The organism is Sphingopyxis granuli NBRC 100800, assembly GCF_001591045.1.
GTDB classification, from domain to species: Bacteria; Pseudomonadota; Alphaproteobacteria; order Sphingomonadales; family Sphingomonadaceae; genus Sphingopyxis; species Sphingopyxis granuli.
In genome coordinates, this window is the sequence record NZ_BCUA01000041.1 from 18,303 (window position 1) to 32,436 (window position 14,134).

Below are 14,134 nucleotides of genomic sequence, written 5' to 3' on the forward strand. Positions count from 1 at the left end.
CGCGATGCCATGACGTCACCAGCGCAGACGCGGGCGGGATAGTCGGCGGACGGCCATCGCGGGTTGTTTCGCCCAATGCCGCACAACGGTCGATAGACCATTGCTGGCACGTCACGCTCTTGCTAGAGGCCGCGCTCTACCGGCACCCGTAGCTCAGCTGGATAGAGCGCTGCCCTCCGAAGGCAGAGGTCACAGGTTCGAATCCTGTCGGGTGCGCCACACCGCTAAAAGCCATCCCGGAATATCGGCCTTCACCGCTGCGCCGCAATCCAGTCGTGGACGATGTCGGCGGCCTGCTGTGCCAGTTCGGGCTGCCCGAAATAATAATGGTTGGCGCCATCGATCACGTGATGGTCCTTGGTGCAATGGACCGCGGCGTCCATCAGCCGCGCCGCGTGGCTGGGCGTGCAGGCGTCGTCGGCGCTGTTCTCGATCACCAGCATCGGGCAGGCGATGCGCGCGGCGCATTTGAGGCCGTCGGCGTTGGATTCGTCATAGGCCCATTGCGACAGCCAGCTGCGCAGCGTGGTGAAGCGGGCAAGGCCGACCGGGCCGTCGTTGACGACCTTCGGGTCGCCCAGCATGCACCAGTTCGGCCTGCGGTCGCTGGGGTCGAGCGTCGGGTCGAGGAAGCGCGGGTCGGCCATCGTCCCCTGCACGGTGAAGCAGCGTTCGTGATCGGCGAGCCCCGCCACCTTCAGCGCCGCCAGTTCCTGTTTCGCCCACGCCGTGATGCGCCGGTTGCGCGCGATCTGTGCCGCGCGATATTCGGCGACGAACGCCGCCGAATAAGGCGGCCTGGGTCCATCCGCGGCATAGAGGTCGAGCCGGGCATCGCGGTCGAAGGGCCGCGTCTCGTCGGTGATCGACGGATCGAGCCATTCGGTAAGCGTCAGGTTGCGCGACAGATGCGCGGCGAGCAGCAGCACGCCGTCGGCGGGAATGAACTTCGCTGCGGTCAGGTCGTAGGGATCGCCCGCGGGCGTGTGCGTGACGCGCGGGTCCTGCGCCTCGGCCTGGTAGAACATCGACAGCGCGCCGCCCCCCGACCAGCCGCCGAGATAGACCTTGCTGTAGCCCAGCCGTTCCTTCGCATCGCGGATGCAGGCGGCGAAATCCATGACCGCGCGTTCCATGATCAGCGCCGTGTCGTTGCCGCGATAGCGGGTGTTGCAATAGATGGTGTGGACGCCGCGCTTCGCCAGCGTGCTGACCAGCGGCAGCCAGGCGCCGCCGCCGATCGGGTGCGAGAAGATGACGACGCTGTCCGACGGCACCTCGGGCCTCAGCAGATGCGCCTCGATCGCGACCTTGCCGATCTGCCCGCCATAAGTGTCCTTGAAGGCGCTGACCTCGTCGAAGACGACCAGATAGGGAATGCGTTCATATTTCATGCCGGTTCCCCCTCACGCGTCGCCGCGGCTGCGGCGGTCGAGCGCCTCGGCGCCGAATTTCGCTTCCTTCGCCGCGCGCGTGCGCTCGCTCCACCGGGCGAGCGTCTGCCCGAAGTTGCGCTGCTCCTCGTCGAGGATGCGGTCGTGATCGGCGGTGCGGTACGTCAGCTCGATCTGGATGCCGTTGGGGTCGTACATGTAGATGGAGCGGACGAAATGATGGTCGATCGGTCCGTGCGCGGTGACGCCGTGGGCGCGGATGCGGTCGCGCATCGCGATCAGGTCGTCCTCGCCCCCGACCTCGAACGCCCAGTGCATGTCGAAGCTGTCCTTGCGCGCGAACCACGCCGGGTCGGCCGATCCGGGGGCGTCGAAGAAGGCGATATGTTCGCCGTTCCGCATGCGGAAGAAGACATGCAGATAGGGATCGTCGGCGCCGCTGCCGGGCACCTCCTCGACGATGATGCCGGTCGGATCGGCGAGCCCCAGCACGTCGCGGTAGAACCAGATCGTCTGTTCGGCATCGCGGCAGCGAAAGGCGGCGTGGTGGACGCCGACGATCGGCCTGGGTTCGATGGATGTCATAGGGCCTCCTTGCGCGATGCCGTCAGCGGCCGCCCGGCGACAGCGATATGTCCAGCCGCTTCATGGCGAGGACGAAATTGGAACGGATATAGGTGGGGTCCGACACGACCTCGTAGCGGGGAAAGCGGCGCAGCAACGCCTCGAGGATCAGCGAGAGCTGGAGCATCGCAAGCCGCGAGCCGAGGCAGTGGTGGATGCCATAGCCGAAGGCGATGTGCCGGTTGGCGTTGGCGCGGCCGATGTCGAGCGCATAGGGATCGGCGAACAGCGCGGGATCGTGATTGGCCGCGCCATAGAGCATCGCGACGCGCTCGCCCGCCGCGACCTGCGCCGGTCCGACCTCGACGTCCCGCGTCGCGGTCCGCGCCATGTGGATGACGGGACTGAAGCGGCGCAGGATCTCCTGCACCGCGCGCGGGATCAGCGCGGGGTCGTCGACCAGCGCGCGCCGCTGGTCGGGATGGTTCGCGAGCAGCCAGATCGCGCCCGACAGCGAACTGCGCGTCGTTTCGTTGCCCGCGGCGATCAGGTTGGAGAAATAGCTGACCTGCTCGGTGCGGCTGAGCGGCCGTCCGTCGGGCAGCGTCGCGTGCGCGATGCAGCTGATCACATCGTCGCGCGGTTCGCGGCGGCGGCTTTCGAGCAGTGACCAGCCATAGTCGAAGATGGCGAGGTAGCGCTCGTTCGCCACCGCCTTCGACGGCGCGAGTTCGGGATCGTCGGTGCCGAAGACCGCGTTGGTGAATTCGAAGACGCGCCATTCGTCCTCGGGCGGCACGCCGATGATCGCGCAGATCGTGCTGATCGGCACCCGCGCGCCGATCTCTTCGACGAACTCCACCCGGTCGCGGCCGGCGAGTCCGGCCATCAGCCGGTCGACGCCCTGCCGCACGAGCGGTTCGACCGCGGCGATGCCCGACGGCATGAAGAAGGGCGTGACCAGCCGGCGGAACGGCGCATGCTCCGGCTCGTCCATCGACAGCATGAAGCGGCTGAGCACCTTGCCGATTTCCGGGTCCATCGACGCGCGGTGCGCGGTGTGGACGCGAAAGCCGCGCGCGGTGCTGAAATGCGCGCTGTCGGCGCTGATCGCCCGGATCGCCTCGTGATCGGTGGCGAGCCACAGCCGCTCGCCGTCGGCGCCTTCGACCGGCACGACGGGCCCCTGCCGCCGCAACGCATCGTATGCGGCATGCGGGTGGCCGGCGCGGAAGCAGTCGGGATCGACCAGGTCGAAGCGCCCGGTCGCCCCCACCGCCGCGTCTGCCGAAGGAGCCGGCGATGGAGCCGCCGCGACCGTCACGTCCGCCCCCGCCGCGTCAGAAGTTGAGTTTCGCCTGGACGGCGATCGTCCGCGGCGGATTGATGAACTTGGAAATGATCCCCGCCGCCAGCGGCGTGTTGAAGGCGTGCGAGCCGGTCAGCTTGTTGGTCAGATTCTTTCCGACCAGCGCCAGTTCCCACGCCTTGTCCGACGAGCGGACGCCGAGGCGCAGGTCGAGCTTGGCGAAGCTGCGCTGGACCGCGTCGGGGTTGTAGCTTTCCTCCAGATAGGTGTTGCTGCGGAAGGTCATGCCGCCGTTGGCGATGAAGTCGATCGCGCCGCTGACGGGCAGCGCGATATCGGCGAACAGCGTTCCGCTCCATTTCGGCGCGCGCGGCAATGGGCGGCCCGCGGCGTTGTTGTTCGCCGGGACGCAGGTCGGATTGTCGAACGGACAGGGCGCGCCGAGGAAATCGAGATAGGTCGAATCGAGATAGGCGAGCGAGCCGGTGAGCGAGACGCCGTCGGCCACGTCCAGGATGAAATCGCTTTCGAAGCCCTGGCTGCGCGCCTTGCCCGCATTGGTCGTGATGAAGGCGGTCGAGACCGCGTCGAACGAACTGACCTGGAGATTCTTGAAGATGGTGCGATAGGCCGAGATGTTGAAGCGCAGCCGGCGGTCGAACAGCGCCACCTTGGCACCCGCCTCGATCGTTTCGGCGCTTTCGGGCTCGATCTCGAACTGCGCCGCGGTCGTCGTCGACTGCGCGCCGATGAAGCCGCCCGCCTTCGACCCCTGGCCATAGGAGAGATAGAGCATCGCATCGGGACCGGCGTCCCACTGGATCGCGGCCGAAGGATCCCATTCGCGCTCGATCCGCTTGCCCGACAGCGGCGTGGCGAGCCAGGTCGGCTGCACGACGCCGGTGTTCGCGCGCGTCTGATCCGCGATCTTGCGGTCATAGGTGTAGCGCAGGCTGCCGATCAGCCGCAGCGTGTCGCCGATGTGCCAGGTCGCGCTGCCGAAACCCGACCATACGACATTCTCCTGCCGGAAGACGCGGTCGGCGCGGCCGTCGAACGGGCCGAACGCGATCAGCGTGGTCTGGAACAGATCGTAGTCGTTCACGTGGAAATAGCCGCCGACGATATATTCGAGCGCGCCGTTCGTCGGCGACGCAAGCCGGATTTCCTGCGACAGCTGGTCGAAATTCTCGCCAAAGGACGAGGCGAAGCTGGGGCTGGGACCGAAGTCGGCGTCGAGCCGCTTCTCGAAGCTGTAGGCGGAATAGCCGGTGATCGAGGTCAGCACATGGTCGCCGATCTCGATATTGGCGGTCGCCGAGGCGTTGAAATTCTTCGTGTTGTCGTAATCCCTGTCGACGAAGCCGGGAAAGCCGCTCGTCGAGCGTTCGAGGTCGGGGTCGTTGGGGGTCAGGAAGCGTTCGACGGGGTTGCCGGTCAGGTCGACCTTGCCGCCCTCGACCTTGACCAGCACATCGACCGGCCCGCCCGAATCGAGCAGCACCGAGGCGCGGCCGAACCAGGCCTCGCGCTTGGTCTCGTTGCCGCCCTGGATCAGGTTCCGGACATAGCCGTCGGACTTTTCATACTGGCCGGCGAGGCGGACGCTGACGAGGTCGGACACCGGGCCGGACACCATGCCGAACAGCCGCCCGCCGCCCAGCTCGAATTCATAGCTGGCGTCGATCTGGCCACGGAAATCGCGCGTCGGCTTCGCGCTGACGACGCTGATCGCGCCGGCGCTGGTGTTCTTGCCGACCAGCGCGCCCTGCGGCCCGCGCAGCACCTCGATCCGCTCGACGTCGAGGAAGGGGGCCTGGAACTGGCGCGCGTGGCCGCCGTAGATGCCGTCGACGAACAGGCCGACGGTCTGTTCGAAGGCGAGGTTCCCGGGCTGCGAGCCGATGCCGCGAATGTAGAAGGCATTGTTGCCGGGCGTCGTCTGGACATAGAGGTTGGGGACGTAGCGATCGAGCTCGTTGAAATCCTTGATGCCCATGTCCGCGAGCTGTTCGCCGCCGACGACCGACATCGAGATCGGCACGTCCTGGATGTCCTGCTCGCGCTTCTGCGCGGTGACGACGATGACATTGTCGCTGCTCGCCGCTCCGGGGGCAGCCTGCTGCGCGAACGCGGGCGCGCCGAGCGCGACCGAGCCGACCGAAGCAATCAGAAGAGCACGACGACGAACCGTGCGGACAGTCACTCCCTGCATCCCTCATCTCCCTTTTCGGAACCGGCTCCTGCGATCGGGCCGGCCCTTCGTTGCACGACTGCCTGGGGGCGGACCCCTCTGGCATTCCTGTGGGAGAAGCTTAGATTGAAGTCTAAGTATTGTAAAGTAGCTTGACATTTTTTACAGTGGTCCGCACGTTGGACGAGCGGCACAAACGCCGGAAATCCGACATATTTGGCGAGACATATCAATCGGATCGCCGTGACGTATGTGAAAGTTTTTTACGTTATCCCGTGCGGCGATCGGAGCCGGAAAGACACGGGGATCGACGGGAAGAGGAGGTCTTATGTGGTCGCGGCGCAACATGGTGAAGGCAGGCGCGGCATCGGTCGTCGCCGGCATGGCGAGCGCGACCGGTTTCGCGCGATCCCCCCGGCGCGATGCGCCCAACATCGTCTTCATCCTCGCCGACGATCTGGGCGTTGCCGATCTCGGCTGCTTCGGACGCGAGGATTTCCAGACGCCGCATCTCGATCGCCTCGCCGCGGGCGGGATCGCGCTCGACCGGGCCTATTCCAATTCAAGCGTCTGTTCGCCGACGCGCCTCGCGCTGATGACCGGGCGCTATCAATATCGCCTGCCGGGCGGGCTCGACGAGCCGCTGGGAGTGCATCCCGACCTGGGCCTGCCGCCGTCGGTCGCGACCCTGCCCAGCCTGCTGAAGCGCGCGGGCTATGCGACCTCGCTGGTCGGCAAGTGGCACCTCGGCGGCCTGCCGCAATATGGCCCGCTCAAGAGCGGCTACGACCGCTTCTTCGGCATCTATCAGGGCGGCGTCGACTATTTCCAGCACGGCATGACGATCCGCGGCAAATTCATCCACGACCTGTGGGAGGACGAGACCGAGATTCATCGCCAGGGCTATCTGACCGACCTGATCACCGCGCGCAGCGTCGACGAGATGGCGCGGCTGTCGCAGGCGAAGCAGCCCTTCCTGCTCAGCGTCCATTATACCGCGCCGCACTGGCCGTGGGAGGGCCCCGAGGACGAGGCGGTCGCGAAGACGATCCGCGATTCCTTTCATTATGACGGCGGCAGCAACGCGGTCTATGCGGCGATGGTCAAGAGCCTCGACGACGGCGTCGGCCGGATTCTCGAGGCGATCGAGGCGAGCGGGCAGGCCGGCAACACGATCGTCGTCTTCACCAGCGACAATGGCGGCGAGCGCTTCTCGAAGGTCTGGCCGTTCCGCGGCATGAAGGGCGAATTGCTCGAAGGGGGCATCCGCGTCCCGGCGATCTTCCGCTGGCCGGGCCACGTTCCCGCCGGCACCCGCAGCGCGCTGACCAACATCACCATGGACTGGGTGCCGACCCTGCTCGCCGCCGCCGGGGCGGAGGCGCCCGCCGGGCTCGGGCTCGAAGGGCGCGACCTGCTGCCCGATCTGGCCGCCGGAAGCGCCGGGCCCGACCGCCTGCTCTTCTGGCGCCACAAGGCGCAGGACCAGCGCGCGGCGATGCGCGGCGCGATGAAATATCTGGCGATGAGCGGGCACGAGTTCCTGTTCGACGTCGCCGCCGACCCGCGCGAGGTCGCCAACCTCCGGACGGTGCGCCCCGACGTCTTCGACGCGCTCAAGGCCGAGTTCGCGGCGTGGGACAAGCAGATGCTGCCCTATCTCGATTCGACCTTCAGCTACGAACTGCGCGGCAACGGCCATCTCGCCGGCTATTGAGCGGACCGGCCGACAGGATATGGGCATGACCACGGATGCACCCCTGCTGATCGAGCGGCGCGGCGACGTCGAATGGGTGACGCTCAACCGGCCCGGGCGGCTCAACGCGCTCGACGACCGGTTGACGGCCGAGCTGCGCGACTATTTCGAGCGGCTCTATCGCCGCCGCGACTGCCGCATCGTCGTGCTGCGCGGCGCCGGCCGGGCTTTCTGCGCGGGGCTCGACCTGGCGAGCGACCAGGCGCGGCGCTTCGCCGAGGGCGGGCTCGCCGAGGCGATGGATGTCCAGCGCGACATCCGCGACATCATGCTGGCGATGCGCCGCTGCCCGCAGCCGATCCTCGCGCTGATGCACGGCGCGGCGGCCGGCGGCGGCTTCGTCCTCGCGCTCGCCGCCGACATCCGCATCGCGACCCCTGACACGCGGATGAACGCCGCCTTCATCAAGGTCGGCCTCGGAGGCTGCGACGTCGGGGCGAGCTATCTGCTGCCGCGGCTGATCGGCGCCTCCCCCGCCGCTTCGATCCTGTTCACCGGGCGCGACCTGTCCGCCGACCGCGCGCTGACGCTGGGCCTGCTGTCCGACGTCGTCGCGCCGGAGGCGCTGGAATCGACCGCCGAAGCCTATCTCGCCGCGATGCGCGCGACCGCGCCGGAGGCGCTGCGGATGACGAAGCAATGCTTCAACCACAGCCTCGACGCGCCGAGTTTCGAGGCGGCGCTCGCGATGGAGGATCGCAACCAGCTGTTGCTGGGGAACGAGCCCGCCTTTCGCGAAGGCCGGACCGCCTTCCTCGAAAAGCGAGCGCCGCGCTTCGATCAGCCCTGATCGCGCGGCGCTTCGGGGTCGGGCTTCGAATCGAGCGTGACGGGGTCGCCCCACGGCTGGCGGAAGGCACTGCGCAGCGCATCGATCTGCTGCTGGCCGATGCGATAGGCCAGGACGTCGGTCACTTCGCGCACGATGCGGTTCGCATTCTTGCGCATCCAGCGCCCCTTTTCGGTGAGCGCGACGATCTTGACCCGCTTGTCGCCGGGATCGGGGCGCAGCTCGAAAACGCCGCGCTTGACGAGCGATCCGATGGTCAGGTGGACCGCCTGCCGCGTCAGGCGCAGGTTGCGCGCGATTTCGGCGGGGCGCACGATGTTCATCTGGACGTGGATCATGATCATCGATTCGGTCCGCGACAGTTGCGGAATGCCCGCCGCCTTCAGGCTGCGCTGCAGGCTTTCGTCGAACCATTCGAACCCCTCCATCAGGGATACGAACAGAAATTCGGTTTCGATCACGACGCAAGTCCCCTGCCGCCCGGCCCGGCCCGGCGATACACGGCAGCCGCCGAAAGGTTAAGTCGCTTGACGAGACGCGGGGCGGGCTACTGCGACGCTGCGGAAACCGACGGCCCCTTCAGCGCCGCTCGGGCCCCAGATGAACGGCGAGATGCTTGATCCCGCACACGAAATTGCTCTGAAGATAGGCCGGGTCCCGCACCGCGCCGATTTCGGGGAACCGGCCCAGTAGCGCGCGCAGGATCGCATTCAGCTGCAGCGCCGCGATCCGCGCGCCGAGGCAATGGTGGATGCCGATTCCGAACGACAGGTGGCGCGCCGCGTTCGGCCGCGCGATGTCGAGCCGGTGCGGATCGTCGAACATTTCGGGGTCGCGGTTGGCCGCGCCATAGAGCATGGCGACGCGGTCGCCGGCCGCGATCAGCTGCCCGCCCACCTCGACGTCCGACCGGGCGACGCGCATCATCTGGATGACCGGGGTGACGAAGCGCAGCAACTCGGGGATCGCCCGCGCGATCAGATCGGGATTTTCGGCGAGCATCCGCCGCTGGTCGGGCGCGGCGCTCAGCGCGACGATGCTGCCCGACAGCGAATTGCGCGTCGTTTCGTTGCCCGCCGCCAGCAGCAGGGTGAACATCCCCCGCCGGACGTTCCGCATCCCTGCCTCTTCGCCGCCGAACATCTGCGCCACCACGCTCAGCAGGTCGTCGCCGGGCTCGGCCGAACGGCGTTCGAGAAGCCGGGTGCCATAATCGAAGACCTCCTCGAACACGGCGTTCGAATCCTCGGCGCTCGCGCCATATTCGGGGTCGGAGGTGCCGACCAGCCGGTTCGTCCAGTCGAAGACGCGCGCCCGGTCGGCCTCGGGAATGTCGAGCAGCAGGCACAGCGTGCGAATGGGAACCACCGCCGCCACCCGCGTGACGAACTCGATTTCCGCGTTGGCGGGCAGCGCCGCCACCATGTCGCGAACGAAGCTGTCGATCCGGGCTTCGAGCCGGTGCAGCGCCGACGGCAGGAAATGCGCCTGCATCGGCCGGCGGATCCGCGTATGGTCGGGCGGATCCATGGTCAGCAGCGTGCTGGTGATCGCTTCGCGGATATGCGGCTTCAAGGCCGCGACGCCGCCCTGCTCGAAGACCCGGAAACCCTGGGTCGAGGTGAAATTCGCGGTGTCGCGCGAAACGGCCTCGACGTCCCGGTGCCGCGTCAGGACCCAGATCGGCGGCGATCGGCCGTCGCCGGGGTTGCGATAGACCGGCTCCGCCGTCCGGATCGCGTCATAGACGGCAAAGGGATGGCCGTCGCGGAAGGTTTCGGACCGGGTGAGATCGAACGGCCTCGTCCGTGTGTCGAGCATGGGTCGCTTGTCCTTCCGTGATCGTGGTCATGGCGCATCGCCGATCCGCGCATCGCGGAGCGCCCGCTTCAGCACCTTGCCGGCGGCGGACCGCGGAAGCGGTTCGGCAAGGAATTCATAGCTTTTCGGAATCTTGTATCCGGCGATCCGTTCGCGGCAGACGCTATCGAGATCGGCTCCGGCCGGGGGCTCGGCGCCTTCGGCCACCACCAGGATCGCGTGGACGCGCTCTCCCCAGTCGGGGTCGGGCAGACCGATGACCGCGCTTTCGATGACCGCCGGGTGATAGGACAGCGCATTCTCGACCTCGATCGAATAGACATTCTCGGCGCCCGAGACGATCATGTCCTTCAGCCGGTCGGTGATGAAGAGATAGCCGTCGGCGTTGCGATAGCCCGCATCGCGCGTGTGCAGCCAGCCGTCGCGCAGCACTTCGGCGGTTTCCTCCGGCCGGCCGAGATAGCCCATCATCACATTGTCGCCGCGCCCGACGATCTCGCCCACCTCGCCCGGCGCGCATTCGCCGCCCTGCGGGTCGAGGATGCGGATGTCGTACCCCACGCAGGGCCGGCCGCACGAGCGCAGCAGCGCGGGATCGGCGTCGGCGGCGTGATCCGCGGGCGACAGAAAGGTCGCGGCCGGGAATTCCGTCTGGCCATAGCCCTGGACGAAGCGAATCCCCGGAAACTGGCGCCGCGCCCTTTCGAGCGAGGCGGCCGCCATCGGCGACCCGCCATAGCCGAGGTAGCGCAGCTGCGACAGGTCGAGCCCGCGGTCGGCGGCTTCGCGGGTCAGCCGCTCGATCATCACCGGGACGGTGAAGCAATGGGTGACGCCGAAGCGCGCGAAATCGGCGAGCATCGCCCCGCAATCGAAGGCGGGGCGAAAGACATGGGTGCCGGCGGCCATGGTGCCGAACAGCGTGCCGATGTCGGCGAGGTGGAACATCGGCGCGGCGTGGAAGAGCACGTCGCCCGGGGCGAAATCGATATGCGCGAGAAGGTTCATCGCCATCGCGGTCAGATTGCCGTGGCTGAGCATCACGCCCTTCGGCAGCCCGGTCGTGCCGCCGGTGTAGAAGATGCCCGCGAGTTCGCCCGCGCCGTCATGTTCGGCGCGCGGTTCCGCCGCCGCGGCGAGCGCCGGCAGCTCCGCATCGAGCGAAAGGGTACGCGCGACCGCGCCGCGTGCGCGCAGTTCCGCCGCCGCGCCCGCGAACGCCGCATCGTGAAGCAGAAGGCCCACCTGCGCATCGCGAAGCTGGAAATCGAGTTCGGCGACGGCGAGCCGCGTGTTGAGCGGCACGAGGACGCCGCCGCACCACGGCACCGCGTACCACGCCTCGAAATAGGCGATGCCGTTGTGCGCGAGGACCGCGACGCGCCGCTCGGGATCGATTCCCGCATCGTCGAGGACGGCGGCGATGCGCGCCACGCGATCGGCGATCTCGCGCCATGTCAGAGCGCGCTCCCCCTCGATCGCGGCGATCCTGTCCGGCGCCGCCCGCGCGGCCCGGACGAGCGCGTTGCTCACCCTCATCCCATGATTCCTCTTGTCAATTTAATTGACAATATTATCGGGACGGCGCGACGTGTCAATGACGGCGCGGCGCAGCAGGCGCGCGCGACCGGCAAGCAGGATATTGGCTGGAGGCCGGCGTTAGGCGGGCAGCGCGCCCCAATCCTGGCCGAGCGCGGCGCGCAGCGCCTTCAGCGCGCGGGCGCCGATGCGCTCGCCGATCGTGCGTTCGAGCTGCATGAGAATCTCGAGCGCGTCGGCGCGCAGTTGCGCGGACTTTTCGCTGAAACCGACGAGCGAGGCCCGCTTGTCGTCGGGGTCGGGTTCGACGGTGATCAGACCCTGTTCGCCCATTTCCTGGAGCATCTTGCTCACCGCCTGGCGCGAGATGCCGAGGTTGCGCGCGATGTCGGACGGCCGGTGGATGCCGAGCGCGATATTGGCGAGCGTGAACGATTGCGATCGCGAGATGCTCTGCCAGCCGCGCGCCTTGAGCGCCGACTGCAGCCCTTCGTCGAACCAGTAGAAGGCGCGCATCAGATCCATCATCAGATAACCGTCGTTCATCCCGTCCGCTTCGCCTGTTTTGCACGATTGCGCAACCAGGTTGAGCGCGGCCTGCGTCAGCGGGAAGAAATAGGCGCCGTCGTGAAAGGCCAGCGGCGCCGGGGCCGCACCGTGGGCGATATCGACGATCTCGCCGATCACCACGACATGCGTGCCGTGGTCGACGCATTGGGCGATGCGCAAGACCATCGCCGCGCAGCCGTCGGCGAGCCGCGGCGGCTTTCCCGCCTCGAGCAGCCATTCGCCGACCGCGAACTTGTCCTCGCCCGCCGCGCCGCCGCCGCAGCGGCGCGACACCTCTTCCTGCTCTTCCGACAGCAGGCTGAGGCCGATCTCGGTTCCCTCGGCCACTGCGGTATAGGTCGCATTGGACCGGTTGATGCACACCAGCATCGACGGCGGGTCCATGCTCACCTCGCAGAAAGCGGTGGCGGCCATGGCATGGCGCACGCCGCGATGCTCGGCGGTGAGCACCGCGACGGGACGCACCAGCCCGCGCAGCGCAAGGCGCAGCGCGGCGGCGATCTCCTGAGCAGTTTGCGGCTTTTCCATCGCCCTCCCTTGCCATCCCCTATAATATTAGTCAACTAAGTTGACATTATAGAGTGCGTGACTATGACTCGCTCCGGAAATTGGAAGGAGAGGATGATGACCGAACCCCTGGCCGATCGCCGCATTCCGGCGGGCGACGATTATCTGAGCCGCGAGGAACTGGACGCGATCACCCCCGAGGGGCTGATCGAGCGCACGCGCGCGCTGAAGCCGCTGGTCGCCGAGCGCGCGGCCTCGGCCGAGCACCAGCGGCGTCCCGACGACGAGGTATGGAATGCACTGCGTCGCAGCGGCTATTTCTATCTTTACGTGCCACGGCGTTTCGGCGGGCTGGAGTTCGACCCCGACACCTATATCAGCGCGACGCTGCCAATCGCCGAGGCCTGTCCCTCGACCGGCTGGACCGCCTGCTTCGCCGCCGAGCATAACTGGCTGATCGCGCAGCTGCCCGAAGCGACGCAGGCCGAGGTGTGGGGCAGGACCCCCTATGTCATCGCTCCCAGCGTCGCCGCGCCGCCGGGAACGGCGACCCCGGTCGAGGGCGGCTATCGCCTGTCCGGCCGCTGGAAGTGGGGCACGGTGGTGATGCACGCCGACTGGGTGCTGCTCAACGCGCTGGAGGCGCAGGAGGGCGCGCCGCCGATCGTGCGCATGATGCTGCTTCCCGCCGATCAGGTGCGCGTGATCGACACGTGGCACATGGCGGGCATGGCGGCGACGGGAAGCAACGACATCGTCGCCGAGGACGTCTTCGTCCCCGCCGGCTATCAGTTCGCGGTGCAGCCGGTCCGTTCGGGGCGCGGCAACGGCCGCGCGCTCTATGGTCCCGGCCTTTACGGCTCGCCGATGCTGCCCAATCTGTGCGTGACCGCGTCGATCCCGGCGCTCGGCGCCGCGCGGCAGGCGATCGCGCTGTGCGGCGAGCGGCTGAAGAACCATGTCAAGATGGGCAGCGGCAACGCCAGCGTCGAAAAGCCCGCGGCGCAGATGCGCCTCGCGCGCGCCGACCTGCTGGCGCGGTCCGCCGAGCGCACGATCCGCTGGGCCGCGAAGGAGAATCTGGCGATCGGCGAAATCGACGAACCCGAACAGACGACCGAGCGCATCCGCCTTCGCGCCGAAATCGCCATCGCGGTCCAGCAATGCGTCGAGGCGGTCCGGACGTGCTGCGAGGCGGTGGGATCGAGCGTCCATGCGCTCGACAACCCGATGCAGCGGCTGCTGCGCGACGTGCAGGTCATGCAGAGCCACATCGTCTATGACCTCGACGTCGCGACCGAACTGCATGGCCGCGCGCTCGTCGGACTGCCGCCGAACTCGCTCCTGCTTTAGAGCATCGAGCATTAAATCTGAACCGTTTGCCCTGAGCTTGTCGAAGGGCCGTTCTTTCTTTTGGCGCCGCAAGAAAAAGGACGGTGCTTCGACAAGCTCAGCACGAACGGCAGAAAGGGTGATGCAGATTTAACGCACGACAGCTCATCGCCGCCGGAAAACCGCCAAAGGTCGCCATCACTGCTATCATGCGAAAAATCATCGTCACCGCAAACGCTCTCCTCAAAGCCAATAGACTCTGGGTCAAAGTACGCGCTTGACCATCACGGATACTCTAAGACCCGTGGGGATTCGGATTTCGGCACGGTTTCTCTTTTCCGTCACCCTGACCTTGTCC

Annotated in this window: 11 protein-coding genes and 1 tRNA gene; 4 read left to right on the forward strand and 8 right to left on the reverse strand. The window is 67.3% G+C overall.

All coding sequences use genetic code 11. From position 1 onward, the window contains the following. The first annotated feature begins 142 nt into the window (after positions 1-142). Positions 143-219 (forward strand) — tRNA-Arg (locus SGR02S_RS11150). Between the two features lie 32 nt (positions 220-251). Here the strand turns inward: SGR02S_RS11150 and SGR02S_RS11155 are convergent. From SGR02S_RS11155 to SGR02S_RS11170, 4 genes are read right to left on the reverse strand one after another with little or no spacing between them, the layout of a single operon-like run. After that, positions 252-1,394, reverse strand: coding sequence for an alpha/beta hydrolase family protein (locus SGR02S_RS11155; RefSeq protein ID WP_067109405.1), 1,143 nt, complete (start codon positions 1,392-1,394; stop codon positions 252-254). Positions 1,395-1,406: 12 nt separating this feature from the next. Continuing rightward, positions 1,407-1,979: a VOC family protein gene (locus SGR02S_RS11160; RefSeq protein WP_067109407.1), complete on the reverse strand. Its 573-nt coding sequence runs from the start codon at positions 1,977-1,979 to the stop codon at positions 1,407-1,409. A 22-nt stretch (positions 1,980-2,001) separates the two neighbouring features. Next, positions 2,002-3,282: a cytochrome P450 gene (locus tag SGR02S_RS11165; protein ID WP_156483054.1), complete on the reverse strand. Its 1,281-nt coding sequence runs from the start codon at positions 3,280-3,282 to the stop codon at positions 2,002-2,004. A 16-nt stretch (positions 3,283-3,298) separates the two neighbouring features. Continuing rightward, positions 3,299-5,482 (reverse strand): TonB-dependent receptor, encoded by a 2,184-nt coding sequence (locus SGR02S_RS11170; RefSeq protein WP_067109412.1) that lies wholly within the window; start codon positions 5,480-5,482, stop codon positions 3,299-3,301. Positions 5,483-5,789: 307 nt separating this feature from the next. Between SGR02S_RS11170 and SGR02S_RS11175 the strand changes: the two genes are divergently transcribed. Both SGR02S_RS11175 and SGR02S_RS11180 read left to right on the forward strand, forming a co-directional pair. Next, entirely contained in the window at positions 5,790-7,178 is a 1,389-nt protein-coding gene (locus SGR02S_RS11175) for a sulfatase-like hydrolase/transferase (protein ID WP_156483055.1), read from the forward strand. Positions 7,179-7,203: 25 nt separating this feature from the next. Then, positions 7,204-8,007 carry an enoyl-CoA hydratase/isomerase family protein gene (locus tag SGR02S_RS11180; RefSeq protein ID WP_067109415.1) on the forward strand — a complete coding sequence of 268 codons (804 nt, stop codon included), beginning with the start codon at positions 7,204-7,206 and terminating at the stop codon, positions 8,005-8,007. Here the strand turns inward: SGR02S_RS11180 and SGR02S_RS11185 are convergent. The 4 genes from SGR02S_RS11185 to SGR02S_RS11200 form a co-directional block, all read right to left on the reverse strand. Beyond that, complete coding sequence (locus tag SGR02S_RS11185) at positions 7,998-8,468, reverse strand: MarR family winged helix-turn-helix transcriptional regulator (protein WP_067109418.1); 471 nt, start codon at positions 8,466-8,468, stop codon at positions 7,998-8,000. The genes SGR02S_RS11180 and SGR02S_RS11185 overlap by 10 nt on opposite strands. A 118-nt stretch (positions 8,469-8,586) precedes the next feature. Then, positions 8,587-9,828, reverse strand: a complete 1,242-nt coding sequence (locus SGR02S_RS11190; protein ID WP_067109421.1) for a cytochrome P450 — start codon at positions 9,826-9,828, stop codon at positions 8,587-8,589. A gap of 27 nt (positions 9,829-9,855) precedes the next feature. Next, positions 9,856-11,367, reverse strand: coding sequence for a class I adenylate-forming enzyme family protein (locus SGR02S_RS11195; protein WP_067109424.1), 1,512 nt, complete (start codon positions 11,365-11,367; stop codon positions 9,856-9,858). A 120-nt stretch (positions 11,368-11,487) separates the two neighbouring features. Continuing rightward, positions 11,488-12,465, reverse strand: a complete 978-nt coding sequence (locus SGR02S_RS11200; RefSeq protein WP_067109427.1) for a flavin reductase — start codon at positions 12,463-12,465, stop codon at positions 11,488-11,490. 96 nt (positions 12,466-12,561) lie between these two features. Between SGR02S_RS11200 and SGR02S_RS11205 the strand changes: the two genes are divergently transcribed. After that, complete coding sequence (locus tag SGR02S_RS11205) at positions 12,562-13,797, forward strand: acyl-CoA dehydrogenase family protein (RefSeq protein WP_156483056.1); 1,236 nt, start codon at positions 12,562-12,564, stop codon at positions 13,795-13,797. Positions 13,798-14,134 lie beyond the last annotated feature (337 nt).